The sequence below is a fragment of the Amycolatopsis sp. NPDC058986 genome, assembly GCF_042741125.1.
In the GTDB taxonomy this organism is placed as follows: Bacteria; Actinomycetota; Actinomycetes; order Mycobacteriales; family Pseudonocardiaceae; genus Amycolatopsis.
This window is the reverse complement of record NZ_JBHYJW010000034.1, coordinates 81600-99111: the sequence shown is the minus strand read 5'-3', so window position 1 is coordinate 99111 and position 17512 is coordinate 81600. Positions and strand designations below refer to the sequence as shown.

General features: G+C 69.8%; 17 protein-coding genes and 1 pseudogene. 8 read left to right on the top strand and 10 right to left on the bottom strand.

Going from position 1 to position 17512, the window contains the following annotated elements:
- Positions 1 to 177 precede the first annotated feature (177 nt).
- Positions 178 to 1278, top strand: a complete 1101-nt coding sequence (locus ACFW0G_RS27585) for an acetate/propionate family kinase (protein ID WP_378328307.1) — start codon at positions 178 to 180, stop codon at positions 1276 to 1278.
- Positions 1279 to 1328: 50 nt separating this feature from the next.
- Here the strand turns inward: ACFW0G_RS27585 and ACFW0G_RS27580 are convergent, their stop codons facing one another.
- Both ACFW0G_RS27580 and ACFW0G_RS27575 read right to left on the bottom strand, forming a co-directional pair.
- Positions 1329 to 1913, bottom strand: a complete 585-nt coding sequence (locus ACFW0G_RS27580; protein ID WP_378328306.1) for a hypothetical protein — start codon at positions 1911 to 1913, stop codon at positions 1329 to 1331.
- A 15-nt stretch (positions 1914 to 1928) separates the two neighbouring features.
- Positions 1929 to 2615 (bottom strand): CBS domain-containing protein, encoded by a 687-nt coding sequence (locus ACFW0G_RS27575; RefSeq protein WP_378328305.1) that lies wholly within the window; start codon positions 2613 to 2615, stop codon positions 1929 to 1931.
- A 577-nt stretch (positions 2616 to 3192) separates the two neighbouring features.
- Between ACFW0G_RS27575 and ACFW0G_RS27570 the strand changes: the two genes are divergently transcribed.
- Complete coding sequence (locus ACFW0G_RS27570; protein ID WP_378328304.1) at positions 3193 to 3867, top strand: HPP family protein; 675 nt, start codon at positions 3193 to 3195, stop codon at positions 3865 to 3867.
- Positions 3864 to 4463, top strand: a complete 600-nt coding sequence (locus tag ACFW0G_RS27565; protein WP_378328303.1) for a hypothetical protein — start codon at positions 3864 to 3866, stop codon at positions 4461 to 4463. Before ACFW0G_RS27570 ends, ACFW0G_RS27565 begins: the two co-directional genes overlap by 4 nt.
- Positions 4464 to 4800: 337 nt before the next feature.
- On the opposite strand, the gene ACFW0G_RS27560 is transcribed toward ACFW0G_RS27565, so the two are convergent.
- Entirely contained in the window at positions 4801 to 5604 is an 804-nt protein-coding gene (locus tag ACFW0G_RS27560) for a maleylpyruvate isomerase family mycothiol-dependent enzyme (RefSeq protein WP_378328302.1), read from the bottom strand.
- A 109-nt stretch (positions 5605 to 5713) separates the two neighbouring features.
- On the opposite strand from ACFW0G_RS27560, the gene ACFW0G_RS27555 reads away from it, so the two are divergent.
- Positions 5714 to 6079 (top strand): hypothetical protein, encoded by a 366-nt coding sequence (locus ACFW0G_RS27555; RefSeq protein ID WP_378328301.1) that lies wholly within the window; start codon positions 5714 to 5716, stop codon positions 6077 to 6079.
- Positions 6080 to 6370: 291 nt separating this feature from the next.
- Here the strand turns inward: ACFW0G_RS27555 and ACFW0G_RS27550 are convergent, their stop codons facing one another.
- The 3 genes from ACFW0G_RS27550 to ACFW0G_RS27540 all read right to left on the bottom strand — a co-directional run bounded on the left by ACFW0G_RS27550 (position 6371) and on the right by ACFW0G_RS27540 (position 10022).
- Entirely contained in the window at positions 6371 to 7459 is a 1089-nt protein-coding gene (locus tag ACFW0G_RS27550; protein WP_378328300.1) for a hypothetical protein, read from the bottom strand.
- Between the two features lie 390 nt (positions 7460 to 7849).
- Positions 7850 to 8311 (bottom strand): hypothetical protein, encoded by a 462-nt coding sequence (locus ACFW0G_RS27545; protein WP_378328299.1) that lies wholly within the window; start codon positions 8309 to 8311, stop codon positions 7850 to 7852.
- Positions 8312 to 9443: 1132 nt separating this feature from the next.
- A complete protein-coding gene (locus tag ACFW0G_RS27540; RefSeq protein ID WP_378328298.1) occupies positions 9444 to 10022 on the bottom strand; it encodes a TetR/AcrR family transcriptional regulator in 579 nt (192 codons plus the stop codon).
- 90 nt (positions 10023 to 10112) lie between these two features.
- Between ACFW0G_RS27540 and ACFW0G_RS27535 the strand changes: the two genes are divergently transcribed.
- Positions 10113 to 11078, top strand: coding sequence for a ketopantoate reductase family protein (locus ACFW0G_RS27535; RefSeq protein WP_378328297.1), 966 nt, complete (start codon positions 10113 to 10115; stop codon positions 11076 to 11078).
- 125 nt (positions 11079 to 11203) lie between these two features.
- Here ACFW0G_RS27535 and ACFW0G_RS27530 read toward each other — a convergent pair.
- The 3 genes and pseudogenes from ACFW0G_RS27530 to ACFW0G_RS27520 all read right to left on the bottom strand — a co-directional run.
- Positions 11204 to 11386 (bottom strand): annotated as a pseudogene (locus ACFW0G_RS27530) (aldo/keto reductase); the annotation flags it as partial.
- Between the two features lie 58 nt (positions 11387 to 11444).
- Positions 11445 to 11675 carry an SHOCT domain-containing protein gene (locus ACFW0G_RS27525; RefSeq protein WP_378328296.1) on the bottom strand — a complete coding sequence of 77 codons (231 nt, stop codon included), beginning with the start codon at positions 11673 to 11675 and terminating at the stop codon, positions 11445 to 11447.
- Between the two features lie 25 nt (positions 11676 to 11700).
- A complete protein-coding gene (locus ACFW0G_RS27520; RefSeq protein ID WP_378328295.1) occupies positions 11701 to 12699 on the bottom strand; it encodes an Acg family FMN-binding oxidoreductase in 999 nt (332 codons plus the stop codon).
- Positions 12700 to 12969: 270 nt separating this feature from the next.
- Between ACFW0G_RS27520 and ACFW0G_RS27515 the strand changes: the two genes are divergently transcribed.
- From ACFW0G_RS27515 to ppsA, 3 genes are all read left to right on the top strand, one after another.
- Positions 12970 to 14061, top strand: a complete 1092-nt coding sequence (locus tag ACFW0G_RS27515) for a universal stress protein (RefSeq protein WP_378328294.1) — start codon at positions 12970 to 12972, stop codon at positions 14059 to 14061.
- 26 nt (positions 14062 to 14087) lie between these two features.
- Complete coding sequence (locus ACFW0G_RS27510; protein WP_378328293.1) at positions 14088 to 14726, top strand: CBS domain-containing protein; 639 nt, start codon at positions 14088 to 14090, stop codon at positions 14724 to 14726.
- Between the two features lie 264 nt (positions 14727 to 14990).
- Positions 14991 to 17231: a phosphoenolpyruvate synthase gene (gene ppsA / locus ACFW0G_RS27505; RefSeq protein ID WP_378328292.1), complete on the top strand. Its 2241-nt coding sequence runs from the start codon at positions 14991 to 14993 to the stop codon at positions 17229 to 17231.
- 12 nt (positions 17232 to 17243) lie between these two features.
- Here the strand turns inward: ppsA and ACFW0G_RS27500 are convergent, their stop codons facing one another.
- Positions 17244 to 17423 carry a DUF397 domain-containing protein gene (locus tag ACFW0G_RS27500; RefSeq protein WP_378328291.1) on the bottom strand — a complete coding sequence of 60 codons (180 nt, stop codon included), beginning with the start codon at positions 17421 to 17423 and terminating at the stop codon, positions 17244 to 17246.
- Between the last annotated feature and the right edge of the window lie 89 nt (positions 17424 to 17512).

Sequence of the window (17512 nt, the reverse complement as noted above, 5' to 3'; positions counted from 1 at the left end):
CGCCCGGCGGGTGGCGGCGCTCCACCCCCACCCCCCCGCCCGGCGTCGTGCGTGTCAGTACTGTGCCGATCATTACCAATTCGACCATAGTCACGGTCGAATGACTTCCCAGCAACGGTTACGTGCCACGGGGGGCGGCCTACTTTTGGCCGGATTGGTAAGCCGAAGGAGATCACGATGCGTGTGCTCACCCTCAATCCCGGTTCGTCGAGTCTCAAAGCCGCGTTGGTCGTCGACGGGACGGCGGTGGGCCGGTCGGCCTGGGAGACCAAAGAGTCCATAGTGGACGAAAAGATGATCGCCGACGCGGTCGGGCGGGGGCGGGAGGTCGAAGCGGTCGCGGTGCGATTCGTGCACGGAGGTTCCCGTGGCGAACCCGTACTGGTGGACGACGAGCTGCTCGACGCGCTGGAGCGGCTCGGCCGGTTGGCCCCGCTGCACCAGCCGCAGTCGGTGGCCCTCGCCCGTGCGGTGCGGCGGGCGTGCCCGGCTCTTCCCGTGGTCGCCTGCTTCGACACGTCCTTCCACGTCGGCTTGCCGGCGGCCGCTGCGCACTATCCGCTGGCGAGGGAGTGGACCCGGCAGGGGCGGCTGCGGCGTTACGGTTTCCATGGCTTGTCTTGCCGGTACGTCGCGCGGCGCGCCGCCGAGATGCTGGGACTCGATCCCGCCGCCGCGCGGCTGGTGTGCTGTCATCTCGGGGCGGGGGTCTCGGTGACCGCGATCGACGGCGGCCGGAGCGTCGACACGAGCATGGGGTTCACGCCACTGGAGGGCCCGCCGATGGCGACCAGGTCCGGGTCGATCGATCCCGGGCTGCTGCTGCACGTCATGGAGACGGCGTCGATGTCGCCCGCCGGGATGGTCGACGCGCTGTACCGGCGGTCGGGGCTGGCCGGGATGAGCGGGACCAGCGGGGATCTGCGCGAGGTACAGGCCGCGGCGGCGGAGGGTGAGGCCGATGCGGTGCTCGCGCTTGAGGTCTACCTGCATCGGTTGCGCCGGGAGATAGGCGGAGTGGCGATGAGTCTGCCGGGGCTGGACGCGATCGTGTTCACCGGCGGCGTGGCGGAGCATCAGCCGGACTTGGTCGCGACACTGGCCGAGGGCTTGGGACTACTGGGTATCGAGGCCGACAGGGTCCGATGCGCCGCGGACGGTGACCGGGTCGTCAGCCCGGACGGTGCCGCGGTGGCCGCGCTGGTCCTGCGGGCCCGGGAGGAGCTGGAACTCGCCAGGGGAGCCGAGCAGGTGCTGGCGCCGGTGCGGGCGGGCTGACACGGCGATGGCGGCGCGTCCGGTGACGCGCCGCCATCGCGGGGTACGGCTCAGCGGAGCCAGGGATTGTGGTCCACAAAGGACAGATCGGCCCAGCGGCGGCCGAGGCCCCAGGCGTTGCCTGCCAGTGTCGCGGCGAGGGCGATGAGCACGAGGGCGTAGACGAGGTGATAGTCGATGATCGGGTTGGTCGACATGCTGGGTTTGCCGTCGAGGGTGGTGCGGGCGGGCGGCCATTCGGCGACCCACATCAGCAGCATCATGATCGTCCCGGCCGTGGCGGAGATCCGCAGGCCGATGCCGAGGGTGACGGCGACGCCGATTCCGGCGAGGCCGAGCATGAACAGCCAGTCGGCCCACCAGGCGCCTGCCCAGCTGTGCAGGGTGTTCGTGAACGGACCGGCGTTCACGTGGCCGAGGAAGCCTTTGGTGGGGGAGCCGCCGTTGATCCACGCGTTGGCCGGGGTGGTGGCGTAGCCCCAGCCGAAGGTCTTGTCCAGGAAGGCCCAGAGGAACAGCAGGCCGGTGGCGATGCGGAGCACGGCCAGTGCGCGAGGGCCGTTGCCGGATGTGCTGGGCGGCCGGGTGATCTGCCGGGTGGATTCGCCGGAGGTGGGGTGGTCTTTGAGGGACATCGGTTTCTCCTGGGTTCAGTTGTCCGATGTGGACGGTTGGCGGTGCGGGTTGGTTTGGTCGTCCCAGACGAAGTCGAGGCGGTTGTGGACGTCGATGACGCCGGGGACGCGGGCGGTGAGCAGACCGGCGCGCTCGGCCTCGCCGCGGCTGTCGAGCCGTCCGACGAGGGTCACGACGCCGTCTTCGACGGTGACCGCGGCTTGGCCAGGGGTCGCCCAGAGCGCGCGTTGGAGGACGTCGCGTTCGATGTCGGCGTGGATTTCCGGGTCGGGGCGGCAGAAGGTGCCGAGCAGGTCCCGTCGGGAGACGACTCCGACGAGTCGTCCGTCGTCGACGACGAACAGGCGGCGGATCCCGGTGCGGGCGAGCCGGATCGCGGCGGTCTGGACGGACGCGTCCACCGGGACGGTCCGGGCGGGGCGGGTCATGAGGTCTTCGGCGACCAGGGCGTGGGCCTTGTCCCAGTCGCGGCGGGCGCGGCCTCCCGAGATCAGTCCGGGACGTGCGTCGTCGGTGCCGGTGCGGAGCCGGGCGAGCAGGTCGGCTTCCGACACGACGCCGAGCGGGCGGTCGTGTGCGTCGACGACGGGGACGGCGCTGATCCGGTGTTCGGCCAGCAGCCGGGCGATGTGTTTGTACGGCGTTCGCGGGGTCACGGTGACCGGGTTCGCCGTCATGACGTCGGAAACGTTCTGGCGCATGGTGTCCTCCGATCGGCTCGCCGCGAACCGGGCCGGTTCACGAGGCTGGTCATGCGCTCAAGCTAGGACCGTGACACGGCTGCGGGCCGGGGTCGTTGGTCCCCGATCCGCGGGACCTCGGACGCGCCGGTGGACTCTTCACGCCCGGGCACGCGCGAGGTCGACTCGGGACATGAGGAACGGCGGCGGTGATGGCCGAGCGCCGGGCCGAGGAGACGCGGCGGCTCCGCGCCCGTATCGACGATCCGCTCCGCCGTGCTCGGCCGTGACCGCGCTGGCCGGGCGATGCGGGGGAACGACGCCCGTGCGCGGCTCTGCCAGCGGTATCGGCCGGTTTGACCACAATGGACTGTCCGGTGGTTGCATCGCGGTCGCGGTGCCGGACGCCCGGCGGGCCCCCGTCGCGGCCGCCTGACGTCCGTCACGGGACGTAAGACTCAATGCCCCGGCCGGGTCTGGAGGGTCTTTCGGTCCGGGAAGGGGTGTCTTCCTGTTCCAGCGCTGACCGGCGCGGGCGCGCGATGGTGAGTTCACGATCCGTGGAGGACGGGAGAAACCGATGCTGGTCGAGGAGATCATGAGTGCGCCCGTGACCTGTGTCGCGCCGGACACGCCCGTGTCGGAAGCGGCCGTGCTCCTGAGCCGGCGTGGCATCGCGGCGATGCCGGTGCTCGACGGCGACGGCTGCCTCGCCGGGATCGTGAGCGAAACCGATCTGATGACCGAGGAGGCCGCCGAGCCGGACGCGACGGTCGCCCGGCTGATGACGCGGGAGGTGGTCAGCGTGCCCTCAGGGACCCGGGTGGCCGAGCTGCCGGCTTTGCTCGTCCGTGTCGGGGTGCGCAGCCTGCCGGTCGTTTCCGCGGAGCGGCGGGTACTCGGCATGGTCGCGCGTCGCGACGTCGCGCGGGCCATCGTGCACCGCGACAACGCTCTTGTCCGGCAGGTCCGTTATCGCCTCGACGGCTACTTCGGCGAGGGGCGGCGGTGGGACGTGGAAGCCGACCGGGGCCTTGTCACCGTCACCGGCGAGTTCCGCGACGAGGCCGAACCGCAGATGGTGCACGCCATGGCCGAGATCGTCCCCGGCGTCAAATGGGTCCGCGTCGTCGCGCGGAACACCGTCTCCTGTGCGGGGGCGGTGCCGATACCCCGACTGTCCACTGTGGCCGATCAGTCCTGCGACGGCCGTCATCCGGGCACCGCGGTTGTCGCCGGGAACGCCGCCGGTTTCGGGGAGGCGCCGCGATGACGACCATGACCACGCTGTCCGTCCGTTGGTGGCGCCGGCTCTGCCCGCGCCGCGGCGGTCTCGCACGCCGGTCCGATCGGATCGAGGCGGCCGTGGTGGCCGGCGCGGTGTTGCTCGGGCTGGCGGTCTTGCCGTTCGCTGGTGCGGCGGGCTCGGCGGTCTACGCGCACCTGCGTGAGGTGTCCGCTCAGCAGACCGCGACCCGGTATCCGGCCGAGGCCACGTTGCTGGCCGATGGTCCGGTCGCGGAGGCGGCGGGTCGTGGCGGTGTGGTGGCGGAGAAGGGACCGACCGCCGCGGTCTGGCCGCTTCCGGACGGCACAGTGCGGCGTGGCCGGGTCGAGGCGGCTGCCGGAACCCTCGCTGGTGCGCGGGTGCCGATTTGGCTCGATCGGAACGGCACGCCGGTGGAGGCTCCGATGTCGGTGGCGGGCGCGGGGGTCGTGGGTGCCGCCGCTGGGCTCGGGTCACTGTTGGTCGTCTGGTCGCTGCTGGCTGGGGTGTCGGTGGTGAACCGGTGGGCGCTGAACCGGTCCCGGTACGCGGCCTGGCAGCGGGAATGGTTCCACGACCAGGAACGCCGGGAAAATCACTGAAGGTGCGCGACCGTTGCCCTCGCGAGCGCAGCCGGGTCAGGACCCGGGACAGGTTGGCCGCCCGCAGCGAAGCCCGGCTTCCGGCCGACGGCCGGAAGCCGGGTGAATCAGTCGAAGCCGCGTCTCGGCGCAGGCTTCCCTCCGGTCCCGTCTCCCGTGGTCCGGCCATAGCCGAACCGGGGGCCGGACCGATGCTGTCCGAGCTTGTCCGACCGGGCGACGTTCCCCGCTCTGCCGACCCTGCCGCGCTGGTCCCGATGGGCGCGTCCGAACAGGCTCGGGATCCGCGCTCCCCGATCCCCGTAGGCGTTGTGGCGATAGGGGAGCCACAGGTTGGTCAGTCGCTGGCGTGGGCGGTGTTGTCGAGCCAGTGCTGGGCGAGGTCGATGGCGCCCTCGACGCGGATGTTGGTGGCGTCTCGGTCGGCGAACGGGAGTCGCCGGGTCAAGGTCAGCAGCAGCGATCGCGCCGGGCCGGTGACCGTCACGTCGGCTTGCCGGGTTGCGGGCTGCCACGTTGCCCCGTCGGGCCGCCGTTCGACGAACCACGCGCCCGCGCCGTCGGTGATGTCGGTGGCCAGCCACTGCAGGGTCTGCCCAGTACCCCGGATGGCGTGCGCGGATTCGGGTCGCTGCATCTCCCACGTGGGCGAGGTGAGCATCGCGAGATGGTTGGTGATGAGCGCGGCCGCGATGTCGGTGTCGAGGTCGGCTGGGCGGTTGGCCGCGGCGGCTGCGTCGAAACCGTGGATGACGGCCTCGTTGAGCATGCTGGCCATCCAGAACCGCGTTCCGGACCGCCCGTCTCCCGCGGCGTTGAACACCGGCGCGTCGAGCGCGTCATCAGAACACGCGTCCGCGACCCGTTGTGCCGACTCCGACAACCAGGCCTGCCACTCACGGGAATCGACAGGGAGTACGGCCATCTCGGTCGGCAGCTGGGTGGGGTCGGTGATGCGCCGCTCGATGATCTCCGCGACCCAGTGCTGAGTCTGGCCCACGTGCGTGACCAGATCGGTCACGGTCCACTTCGGGGCCGTCGGCACGGCGGCTTCGGGTCCGGCCGCCGCGGCTGATTCCGCCAGGCGCCGGGTGTGGCCGACGATCGCTCGCCGGGTGCGTTCCGCATTCAGTTCGATCATGAGATTGTCCTTGCTGTCCAGGTAGCCTGCGCCCCGTCCCCTGCGGGCGCCTTCGACTACGCGTCGAACGACCGGAGCGGGGATCGACACACCCCAGCACAATTTTTCCATGCGGACCCGGTCGCTGAGCAGGACGCTCGTGCCCAGACGGTCGGCGAGCGCCGCGGCAACGGTGGACCTCCCGGTGCCGGGCAGTCCGCCGACGAGGATCAGCCGCACGTTGTCGCGTCGCAGCTGGTCCAGCGCGATCCCGGCGTGCCCGCGGGCCAGTGCGGTTGAAGATTCGTCGCCCTGCGCGTGTCGCGACGTCGTCGAGGCCGTCGAGCCGGCGCAGGCAGTCGTCGAACTCGGGGCAGTCCAGCACCCGGGGGCTGGCGTCGAGGCAGAAGATGGCGTCGGCGAGCAGATCGCCGTGCCCGTCGACGATCCGGCCGTCCGCGAGCCGCCGGTGGAACAGCGGCTCGCGTCCAGCTGAGAACTCGCGGGTCAGGTGTTCGATCTCGGCGCCTCGCCCGGCACGGGCGTGGAAGCTCGCGAGCATGCGGGCGAGCTGGTCCACCTGCCGCGGCTTGGCTTCGTTGTTTCGGACCATAGTGGACAGTCGGCGCTCGTCGGGCATCCTGCGCGTCGATGACTCCGCAGCCGAGGCTGCGAGCCGACGCCCGGCGCAACCGTGACCTGATCCTGGCCGCGGCGTGGCACCTGTTCGCCACACGCGGTCCGGACGTCGCGGGACGCTCAGACAGGCAGGTATTCGGGGAAGCTGTCAGCACGGACCCGCACACGCCGACCTAACTGTTCGAGCGTGCTTGAGCGAAGCGGGTACGCGTCGCGGTGGGGTAGGCGTTAGTCGTGCGATGAAGGACATGGTCCAGGGGGTGCCGGGTACGGCGTCGTGTCCGTCGCCGATGGCCCACAGGCCGTCGCCGGGGATGTCGGCCAGTGCGAGCACTTTGGGGTGGCCGGGCATCGGCGGCGGGCCGTCCACCCAGTCTTGCCCGGTGAACTTCAGTATCGAGGTGCGGGTGGCGCCGCCGGCCCACCGCGTGGAGCCGTCGGTGGCGAGGTCGGCGAGGTAGGCCGCGTTCGGCGTGGGGGGAGTGGGTGTGCCCGTCCAGTCCTGGCCGTTCCACCGCATGGCGAACGCCTGGAAGGGGCGTTCGCTGCCGGGTCCGTTGTTGTCGCCGATGGCGCCGGCGACCCAGACCTCGTTCGCCGAGACGGCTTTCACCGTGTTGGTCAGGACATCGTGTGCCTGGCTCGGGGTGGGGATACGGGACCACCGGTTGCCGTCGAAGTGCAGGACGTAGGCTTCGTACTTCGCGTCGGCGGTGGGGCGGGTCCGCCCGACTGCCCATACATCGTCCGGGGCTCGCGCGGACATGCTGGTGAGCCAGGACGACTCGCCGGGTACCGGGAGTTGTTCCCGTGTCCATGCCGTGCCTGTCCAGCGCAGCAGCGCGGCCTGGATCGAGGGTGGGTGCTGGATGTTGCCTGCCACCCAGATGGTGTCGCCGGCCGCGGCGGCGGTGCCGAGACTGATCCGGCCGTCCGGGTCGGCAGGCGGCGGGGTAGTGGTCCATGTCGAGCCGTTCCAGTGGTGGACCGCGGCGCCGGTGGTTTCGGACGCGACCGCCCACAGGTTGTCACTCGAGGTTCCCGCGAGGGCGACGACGTCACCGGCACGGCCCAGGTCGATGGTTTGCCATGTTCTCCCGTCCCAGCGCAGTACCACCTGTTCGGTGACCCATGGCGGCACCAGTCTGACCCAGTGCGTTCCGGCGGCCCAGGCGTCGGAGGGCCCGAACGCCTGTATCGCCTTGACGTGGATGTTCGCGGCGGGGAGTGGGGTCATCTCCCAGGCGGGAGTGGTTTGCGTGACCGCGTTCGCGGTCGTGATGCCGGTGAGGAGGCCGGCTGCGGCGAGGAGTACACATAGCAGCGTGCGGGAAGTGTTATGGGGCAAGGGGTTCCGGGGTTCTCGGTCCGGGGTTCCCCGGGCGGTGGTTTCTGGACGTCGCTGCATCTGCGTAGTGTTCGCGCGGCCCGGGGAATTGTCACCCGCCGACCGGTTGAACGGCATTTCGGTTGCTGCCGAAGAAGATCTGGTTCCGGAGCCGTCGAAGATCGGCTTTCGCGGACAGCGGACCGGTCCCAGGTTACAAAACCAAGATTGTGTGAATGAAAGATCCGAGGATAGCGCCCGGGCGCTGCGGTCAGTTGCGCTTGCGCGAGGGGCGCGGCGTCAGCGATCGACGCCGGTTCTCCGCTTCGACAACCAGTACAACGCGGGCGGGGTCCCTGTCAGCAAGCCGGCAGCAGAAACGCCGAGGCCGACCAGGAAGATCGGAATGTCGTTTTCGAAGCCACTGCCTGGTGCTCCCTGGATGAAGAGAGGACCCGCGCCCAGCACGGCAGCCCCGATGGTGATCAGGCCGACCGCGGCTGTGGTCAAGCCCCTGAGGCGCTTTTCCCAGGCCAGGAGCTGCGCAGGGGGTTGTCGGTCGTCTCTCCTTCCCGGCAGCCAGGCCAGCGTTGCCACCACGCCGAGCAGCAGGCCCGCCCCAGTCACGCACTGACCGAAGAAAAGGAAGCCGATCGCACCGAAATTGACACCGTGCCCGGATGGTTCGGCGATCGCCATGAGGGCTCCCGTGCCCAGTAGCACGTCCCCGGCGACGACCAGCCGGATCGCGGTGATGGTCATACGCTTGACAGTGGTTCTCATGGTTCCTTCCTGCTGACTGAATTCTGTGCGCGGTGACACGGCCGTCTCATTCGGGGGTTCCCGCTCTCCTTGTCAAAGAAGTCGCAGAACGGGCCACTGGCCCCTGGTTTGCGAACGAATCCGTATGAGATGGGGGCCATGGGTCCACCGCGGAGGTGGTGGTGCGTATTCCACCATACGTATGCGTTATTGCGGTCGGTGTGGGGGTCGGGGGATTTCGAGTAGTCGTTCGTTTTCGCCGTGTTGCTTCCGTCGCCGCGGGTCGCTGGGGTTTACCGGCGGCGGCCCGTGCGCGACAGCCGATTCAGCAGCCGCCGCGGCCATCGGGGCATCGCACAGCCCCACCGCAACCGTGATCACCTTCACCATGACCGGACCAGCACGCGCTCTTGCCCTGCCGCACGGCGCCACCCCCACTCCGAAGAACCTCTCTGCTGCTTTACCCGCTCACTCACGACGCTCACGCCGCGCAAGCCATCCACCCGGTATTCGCGGCCACCGCTTGGTGACCGGGCACACAAATAGTGGACAGAAAGTATCCACATTGGATTTCGCTGAAATAGTACATTAGCGGCTCGAAACTTCCGTGAAAGGGCGCGAAAGATCTTCAACCGTGACCAAAGCGTAATTCGGAGAGTGTTCGACACTTCCGCATGACCGCCGTCGGTGAGGTCGCCCCCTGGCGCGGCAAATGTTAACTGATCGGCGACGGCGGCTGGCGGCAGTTCACCGACGTCGCGGCGCAACCCGACGGCCGCAAGCTCCCCAGCCGGCCGCCACGGCACAGAGCACACCGGCATATCGCGTCAGGCGAGGTTCGCCAGCACAAGAGTCTCCATATCGGCAGGTCTCGCCAAGCCGCGAAGCGGGACGGCGATCAGACACGTATGCGGCAAGGCATGGAAGACATCCGCTCATCGCCATGTGCGTGCGTTCATGGGAGTACCCGACAGGCGGCGTCACTCCTGGTCAGGCGCCTGGTTCGTGCCCGTTCGGGGTGTGCTGACTTCGCCGGGCGGGGCGCGGGTATCGAGCGACGCATCCCGGTCATCCGCTGAAGTTCCTTGGCGGTGCCGCTTGGCGGCGGTGGTCGGCTGGCGAATCGCGCGAGCTATCCGTCCGAGTGCGGTCGGCGCAGTCCGTCCAGCACGAGGGTGATGACGTCGTCGGCCTCGGCCCGCCAATCGGGGCGGTCATGGGCCGCACCGATGCCGTGCAGGGCCATCATGATGGCACCGGCACTCACGTCGTCGCGAACGGCGCCGCCCCGCACGGCGGCGGCCACCAGGTCGGCGACCGCCTGCTCCAGTGCCCTGCTGCCCTCGGCGAGGGCGCCCGAGCGATCGGCCATGAGCGTGGCCAGCGTCCGGGCCAGGCCTTCGTGGGCGGCTATGTGGTCGACCATGTCGCGCAGGAAGGTCGCCAACGCCTCCGCCGCGGGCAGCGTGGCCTGTAGCTGGCGGGCGCGGTCGCACAGTGTGGTGACTTCCCCGTGGTAGACCGCCTCGGCCAGGGCTTCCCGGGTGGGGAAGTGGCGGTACAGTGTGCCGGTGCCCACGCCGGCCAGTTGGGCGAAGTCGTCGAAGCGCAGGTCGAAGAAGTTTCCGGCGTCGAAGACTTCCCGGGCTGTGGCGAGCAGGGCATCGCGTTTGCGTTGGGCGTCGGCGCGTAGCGGCTTGTTGGCGTTCATGCGCTCCTTCGCGTTGACAAATGGAGATGACCTCCATATTTTGAAAAGTGGAGATGACCTCCAAATCGATCGTACCCCACGAGGTGCAGTGTGAAGATCCTGATGTTCGGCCGAGGCGTGATCGCCACTGTCTACGGCTGGGTCCTGCAACAGGCCGGGCATGACGTCGAGTTCTACGTCCGGCCGGGCCGCGCGGCGACGTACGGGGACGCGGTGGATCTCGACCTGATCGATATGCGGCGCCGGGTGTGGGGGCAGCGCGTCGCCGAGAAGTGGCCGGTGCGCTACCGCGAGGCGCTGGAGCCGGACCACGACTTCGACCTGATCGTGCTCAGTGTGCCGCACCACCGCCTCCCGGAGGCGACGGCCTTCCTGTCCCCGCGTGCCGGCCAGGCCACGGTGCTGATCTTCGGCAACCTCTGGACCGAGCCGCTGGCCGCGATCGGCGACCTCCCGCCCGACCGGATCGCCTGGGGTTTTCCCCAGGCCGGTGGCGGTTTCGGCGCGGACGGCGTGCTCCACGGGGCACTGCTGCGGTCGGTCGTCTTCGGCACCCTCGGCCAGCCGCCGACCGACCGGGAACAGGCCGTGCGCCAGGCGTTTCGCGAGGCCGGGCTCCGGATCAAGGAGCGGCCTGACTTCCGCGGCTGGCTGTGGGTCCATTTCGTGTCGGATGCCGGCACGTTTTCGCAGGGCCTGCGGCGGGGTTCCCTGTCCGAACTGGCCGGGGCAAGGGGCGACCTTCGCGAGGCGCTGCTGGCGGGCCGCGAACTGCTGCCGCTCCTCCAGGCGCGCGACCTCGACCTGCGACGGCACCGGGGCGGTCTGCTGCCGTTCCGGGCGCCCACCTGGCTGACGGCCTCCGCGCTCGCCTGGCTGACTACGCATGTCCCACCCGCGCGCGTGAGCCTCACGATGCACGACGACCCCGACGCCGAGGAGCCGCGCGAGGTCTGCCGGGACGTCCTGGCCGAAGCACGACGGCTGGGCATCTCCGTACCACGGCTGGAAGCGGCGGAACCGCACTTCGCCCGCGAGGAGACGGGTCGAGCCTGAATCCACCGACGTTGTCGGTCCCGGCGGTCCGTCGCGGTCGCCGGGTCCGCCGCATCCCGGAGCGAAACCCGGTCGCACCGGTCGACGAACTGCCGTTCACACACGGCTTTTTCGCTGTCCAGCCTCTATCGCCTGTCCGTGACGTCGTGGAAGGAAAAGTCATGCCTACTGAGCCGCTGGGCTTCGACGATGTCCGACGCGGGCAGGTTGGAGTGGCCGATCGCCCGTATCTTGCCCGCGTGCGGCAGGTCGGTCAGCGCGCTGAGGGTTTCCTCGATGTCGGTGCCGGGTTCCGGGTGGTGGGCCTCGGCCCGCAGGGCGACCATGGGGACCTCCGTGCCGGGGGTCCCCATGGTCAGACGTTGTTCAGTCGCCCAGTGTTGCGCGTCGCTGTTCGTATTCTTCCTTGTCGATCTCACCGCGGGCGAATCGTTCGTCGAGGATCTTCAACGCGTCGCTGCGGCGGCTGGGTGGCTGGCCGAAGCGCCGCAACAGCACGATGCCGACCGTGATGAGGCCGCCCAGGAAGACGACGATGGCGATGAGCATGAAGAGGCCGCCGAGCCAGCCGCCGTCTCCGTAGGTCCAGTAGTGCATGGTCGCTCCTTGACAGGCCGGACTATCAGCGGTCGGTGGCGGGGTCGAGTGGGCGCAGTACTTCGTGAAGGTCGCGTCGCGGCGTCGCGGGCAACGGGTCGGCGTTGATCGGTGCCCAGCCGGCTCGCAACACCATCTGCGGGAAAGCGCCCTTGGTCACCTGGTCCTGGACCGTGCCGCGGACGTCGGGCAGTTCGAGCGGTTCGGTCAGCGGGCAGGTCGCCAGGCCGAGGCTGGTGGCGGTGAGCAGTACGGCGCTAGTGGCCTCGCCTGCCTTCAGCTGGGACATCCGGTCGTCGGAGGCGGTGCTGATGACGAGCAGGACCTCTTCGCTGTCCTCGCCGGTGCTGCCGACGGGCTGGGGGAGGCCCGGGTCGGCGAACGGACGGTCCGCGAGCGCGCCGGATGTTTCGTCGTGGGGTGGCACGTTCGCGGTGGGAACGCCGTCGGCGGCGAAGTGCCTGCCGCTCCAGGCGGCGAGTTCGATCCGGTAGGCGGGGTCGGCCGCGTGCCGCTCGGAGGCGGTGGCGATGGCCTTGGCGAGGTAGTAGCGGGCGGTGTCGTCGCAGGTGCGCAGCACCGTGCCTTCGTCGGCGGCGCGCCGTGCCATGACCTCGATGTAGGACGCCGGGACCAGCCAGGAGCTGTGCCACCGGCGGTCGGTCCGGCGTCGCGGGATCGCGGCGGCGAGCGTGATCTCGTCCGGTGCCGGTTCGTGGCGGTGCAACTCGATCGAGGCGAGGTGGTCCGGCTCGGCGGGATTGGGCAGCCGGTGCACGGCGGCCCGCCAGCCGAGCGCGGCGAAGCCGGTCCGCAGATGGTGCAGCGCGGCGCCGCAGCTGAGCAGGAGGTCGCGGCCGTCGGGGTCGGTCTCGTGCAGCTGCCGCTCGCGGTCGGCGTACAGGTGCAGGGTGCGGTCACCGCGTGCCCACCGCCATGGCTGGGTGTTGTGCACCGACGGGGCGCGGACGGCGAGCGCCACCGCGGTGTCGACGGTGTAATCGTCAGGAAGTCCATGATCCATCGGAATCTGCCTCTGTCGTCTCGGTCCGGAGGTCGGGCACGGGCAGGAACCTGTCGAGCAGCGGCGTCCTTTCGTCCACTGTGGACGTACCTGGAGCCTTCGTGCTCATGACGCCTCCCGGGTCGTCTCCAGCCTCGTGCCGTATCACCTTGGCGAGAAGGGCAGAACGTCCTTGGTGACAAGTGCCAAGGGCCCGGAAAGCGGGGACGCCGTTCTCTGCACCTGGCCCCGGTGATGACGCAGCCTGGAACCAGAGAGCTGGTGAGGGATGTGACCGACGGACAGACGCGCCACGGGTACGGCTGCGTGGTGGTCGGGGTCGACGGCTCGGCGTCGGCGCTCGACGCCGTGCGCTGGGCCGCCCGCGACGCGGCGCTGCGCGGGCGGCCGCTGCGGCTCGTGCACGCGCTCGGTCAGCCGGAACGCGGCCGCCCGGGGCGGCGGACCGTGGCAGTGGGGGCCCGAAAGGGCGAGGGGGACAACGAAGAAGCCTGTCTCCGCGCCGCGCACGACGTTGCTCACGCCGTGGACCCCGGTGTCGAAGTGGTCGCTCGGCTCCGGACGGGTGACTCCAGAGTGGTGCTGCTGGACGAATCCCGGCACGCCGAGCTGGTAGTGCTCGGGTCGCGGGGTCTGCGCGGGGCGAGTCGGCTGCTGCTGGGTTCGGCCGGTCTGTGTGTGGCTGGACATGGCTGTTGCCCGCTCGTCGTCGTCCGGGGCAGGCCCGGCCCGAGCAGGCCGGTGCTGGTCGGCGTAGACAACTGGCCGGACAGTGCGGCCGCCGCGCGCTTCGCCTTCGCGGAGGCGGCCCTGCGGGGCGTCGGCGTCACAGCGGTGCGTACGTGGAGTGAACTCGGCGATTCGGCCACAGCACACGCGGTCCATCACGCGCAACTGGCGAGTTGCCTGGCCCGGCTCATCGAGGAGTTCCCCGCCGTGCCAGTGGATCACCTCGTCGTTCGTGGCCGGCCTCGGCGGGTTCTCCAGCGGTACGGGGAGCGCGCCGGGCTCATCGTCGTCGGTTCGCGCGGACGGAGTGCGTTCGCCGGATTGCTGTTTGGTTCGGCGAGCCAGGAGCTCGTCGGCGGCGCTCCCTGTCCGGTGGCCGTGGTGCCGAGCATCGCCGCATGGCGGTCACCGCTACGAGCCGGTTCCCCGCACGCATGGAAGGAGAACGAGATGGACGACCGGGAGAAGGCACAGGCGGCTGCGGAGGCCCGGAAGGCTGCCGGAGCCGGTACGCGGTCCGTTGCCGAACTGTCTGAGCGCGCCGTTCAGCGGTACCTGGCCGCGCAGTCGTATCGGGATGGCAATTGGGAATCCGAAGTGGACAGTGTGCCGCCGGAACGCGGGGAATCGTGAACAGGAAGCCCCGAGTCCGGGATCTCATGACCACGAAGGTCTACGCCGTGGACGAGGACACTCCGGTCAAGGAGATCGCGCGGATCCTGGTGGACCACAAGGTGAGTGCCTTGCCGGTGCTCGGTGAGCAGCGGCAGGTGGCCGGCGTGGTCTCCGAAGCCGACCTCGTGCTCAAGCAGGCCGGCGCCGCCTCGCCGGCCGGTCTCGCCCCGCTGTTCGGCCGGACCCGCACCACGGGCCGCGTCGCAAGCGAGGTCATGTCGGCTCCGGCGGTGACGGTTTCGCAGGACGCCCAGGTGATCCACGCCGCCCGCCTGATGGTGGGACATCGGATGAAGCGGCTTCCGGTGGTGGACGGGCGAGGAAGACTGGTCGGGATCGTGAGCAGATCGGACCTCGTCCCGGCGTTCGTGCGCACGGACGAGGAACTGCACGAGGAGATCGTGCACGGCGTCCTCGCGGAGGCGCTCAGTGTGGCGGGGCCGCCCGACGGGGTCGCTGTCAGGGTCATCGACGGGGTGGCCGAGCTCCGTGGGGTCGTGCGGCGGCGGAGCCTGGTTCCGCTCGTAGTCGCGCTGGTGCGCCGGGTTCCGGGAGTTGTCGACGTCACCGAGGAACTGTCCTACACCTGGGACGACACGGTCGGCGCCGAGCGAGACCGGTGATTTATGGATCGACGAAACGCAATCCCGGTGAGGTCGTGAAGGCGTAGCGCTGTCGCAATTCCACGGCCCCGCCGGGCAATGTGACGGTAAGTTTCCGTCTTTTGTTCAATACCACCAGTTTCTCAATGCTCGACGGACGTTACGTCGTGCTCGTGGACGGCGTGGGACGAACGCCCCCAGGGGGAGTGACCTTCGGCCACAGCGTGCGCGGGCCCGGTGCGGTGAGCATGACGTGCGGACAGTTCGCGCGACGGAGGAGACACGATGGCGCAGGTGCGGGACTTGGCCGGGATCAGGGCGTCGGACGCCGAATCCGCCGGCGGCAAGGGAGCGAACCTGGGAGAGTTGATCGCGGCGGGGTTCGACGTGCCCGGCGGGTTCGTGATTCCGCGGGAGGCGTACTGGGCTGCGCTGGACCGGGCCGGTGTGCGTGCCCAGATCGCTGAGCTGCACGCCAAGGCGCTGACGGTGGTCGACGACGCCGACGAGCTGAGCGGTTACTGCGAGCGCCTGCGCGAGCTCGTGCGTGGCGCTGGGATAGGGGCCGAGCTGCGCGGGGAACTGCTGGAGTCCTACCACGCGGTGGGCGCGACAACCCCGGTCGCGGTGCGGTCGTCGGCCACCGGCGAGGACGGCGCGGAGGCGTCGTTCGCGGGGATGAACGCGAGCTTCACCAACGTGTGGGGCGACAATGCGCTCGCCGAGCGCGTGGTGGACTGCTGGATGTCGTTGTTCTCCCCACGAGTCGTCAGCTATCGGGCGACCCGCGGTTTCACCGGCGAGCCCGCGATCGCCGTGGTCGTGCAGCGCATGGTCCCGGCCGAACGTTCCGGCGTGATCTTCACCGCCGACCCACGGACCGGCGATCGGCAGCGGATCGTCATCGAGGCCGTGTTCGGGCAAGGCGAGGCGATCGTCAGCGGGGCGGTGGAACCGGACACCTACGTGGTGGCGAAGGACGATCTGCGTGTGTTGTCCGTCCGCGTCGGCACGAAGAGCCACAAGATCATCGCCGAGGTCGGCGGGGGAGACGTCAAGGTCGAGCTTCCGCGGCAGGCGGGCGGTCGCCGGGTGCTGGGTGACGCCGCGCTCCTCGAACTGGCTCGCACCGCGGTCCGCGTCGAGGACCACTACGGTGTGCCCCAGGACATCGAATTCGCCGTGGGGGACAACAAGATCTGGCTGGTGCAGTCGCGCCCGATCACCACGCTGGCGCCGGTGGAGAAACACACCGACCACGTACTGGTGTCCGGTCTCGGCGCGTCGCCGGGGCAAGGCCAGGGAAACGTCCGTGTCCTGCACGATCCCAGCGAGGCCAAGCACCTGCTCGACGGCGAGGTGCTGGTGGCACCGATGACGAACCCGGACTGGGTGCCGGCGATCCGCCGGGCGTCGGCGCTGGTCACCGACGGCGGCGGGATGACGTGCCACGCGGCGGTCGTCGCGCGGGAACTCGGCGTGCCCTGCGTGGTCGGGACCGGCGATGCCACCCGGGTACTGACCGGCCGCGGGCTGGTCACCGTGGACGGCGGCGAGGGGGAGGTCCGCGCCGGTGCGCGGCAGGAACCCGCCCGCACCGCACCCGTCGCGGTCCCGCAGGCGCCCGAGGCGATCGGCACTCTGCTCTATGTCAATCTCGCGATGCCCGACCACGCCGCCGAGGTGGCGCGGCAGCCCGTCGACGGCGTCGGCCTGCTGCGCGCCGAATTCCTGCTGACCGAGGCGCTCGGCGGACGGCATCCGCGGCAGCTGATCGCCCGCGGCGAACAGGAGTCCTTTGTGGACTCCATGGCCGCGTCGCTCCTGCGGATCACCAAGGCGTTCGCGCCGAGGCCCGTCGTCTACCGCGCGACCGACCTGCGTACCAACGAGTTCCGCGGCCTCTCCGGAGGCGCGGAGTACGAGCCGGTGGAGAGCAACCCGATGATCGGCTATCGCGGCTGCTATCGCTACGTGCGGGAGAAGGACCTGTTCGACCTCGAACTGCGGACGCTGGCGCGGGTCCGGGAGCAGACGCCGAACCTGCACCTGATGATCCCGTTCGTCCGCACGAAATGGGAGCTGGAAGCCTGTCTCGACCTGATCGACGCGAGCCCGCTCGGCCGCCAGCGCGGCCTGCGCCGGTGGATCATGGCCGAGGTGCCCTCGGTCACCCATTATCTGCCCGAGTACGCCGGGCTCGGGATCGACGGTGTTTCCATCGGCAGCAACGACCTGACCCAGCTCGTCCTCGGCGTCGACCGGGACTCGGCGGCATGCGCGGAGCTGTTCGACGAGGCCGATCCCGCGGTGCTCGCCGCGATCGGCCGGATCGTGCGGACCGCGACGGATCTCGGCCTGACGTCTTCGCTGTGCGGGCAGGCGCCGTCGGCCAAACCCGGCTTCGCCGAGCGCCTCGTGCGGTGCGGGATCACGTCGATCTCGGTCAACCCGGACGCGATCGGCTCCGCCCGGTCCGCGATCGCCGGTGCGGAGCGGCGGTTGCTGCTGGAGCAAGCGCGGTGACGGCCGTCCTGGTCAGTTGTGGGTGATCGTGGTGAGTAGGGCGTGCCAGGCGGAGCCGTTGACGGTTAGTTGTCCGTGTGTGCGGTCTTTGCTGTCTCGGATGCCTACGATGTTGCCGAGTTTCACCTCGACGCAGTCGATAGTCTCTTTGCTCCGGCTTGACTTGAACCAGTCATCGTGCCCAGTTGTCATTTCTGGTTCTCCGCTTCATTGATCGGGGCAGCCTGGTCCGTAGGGAAAGCCGGTGTCTCGGTGCGCCGGGACACCGGCCGGTCTGGTTA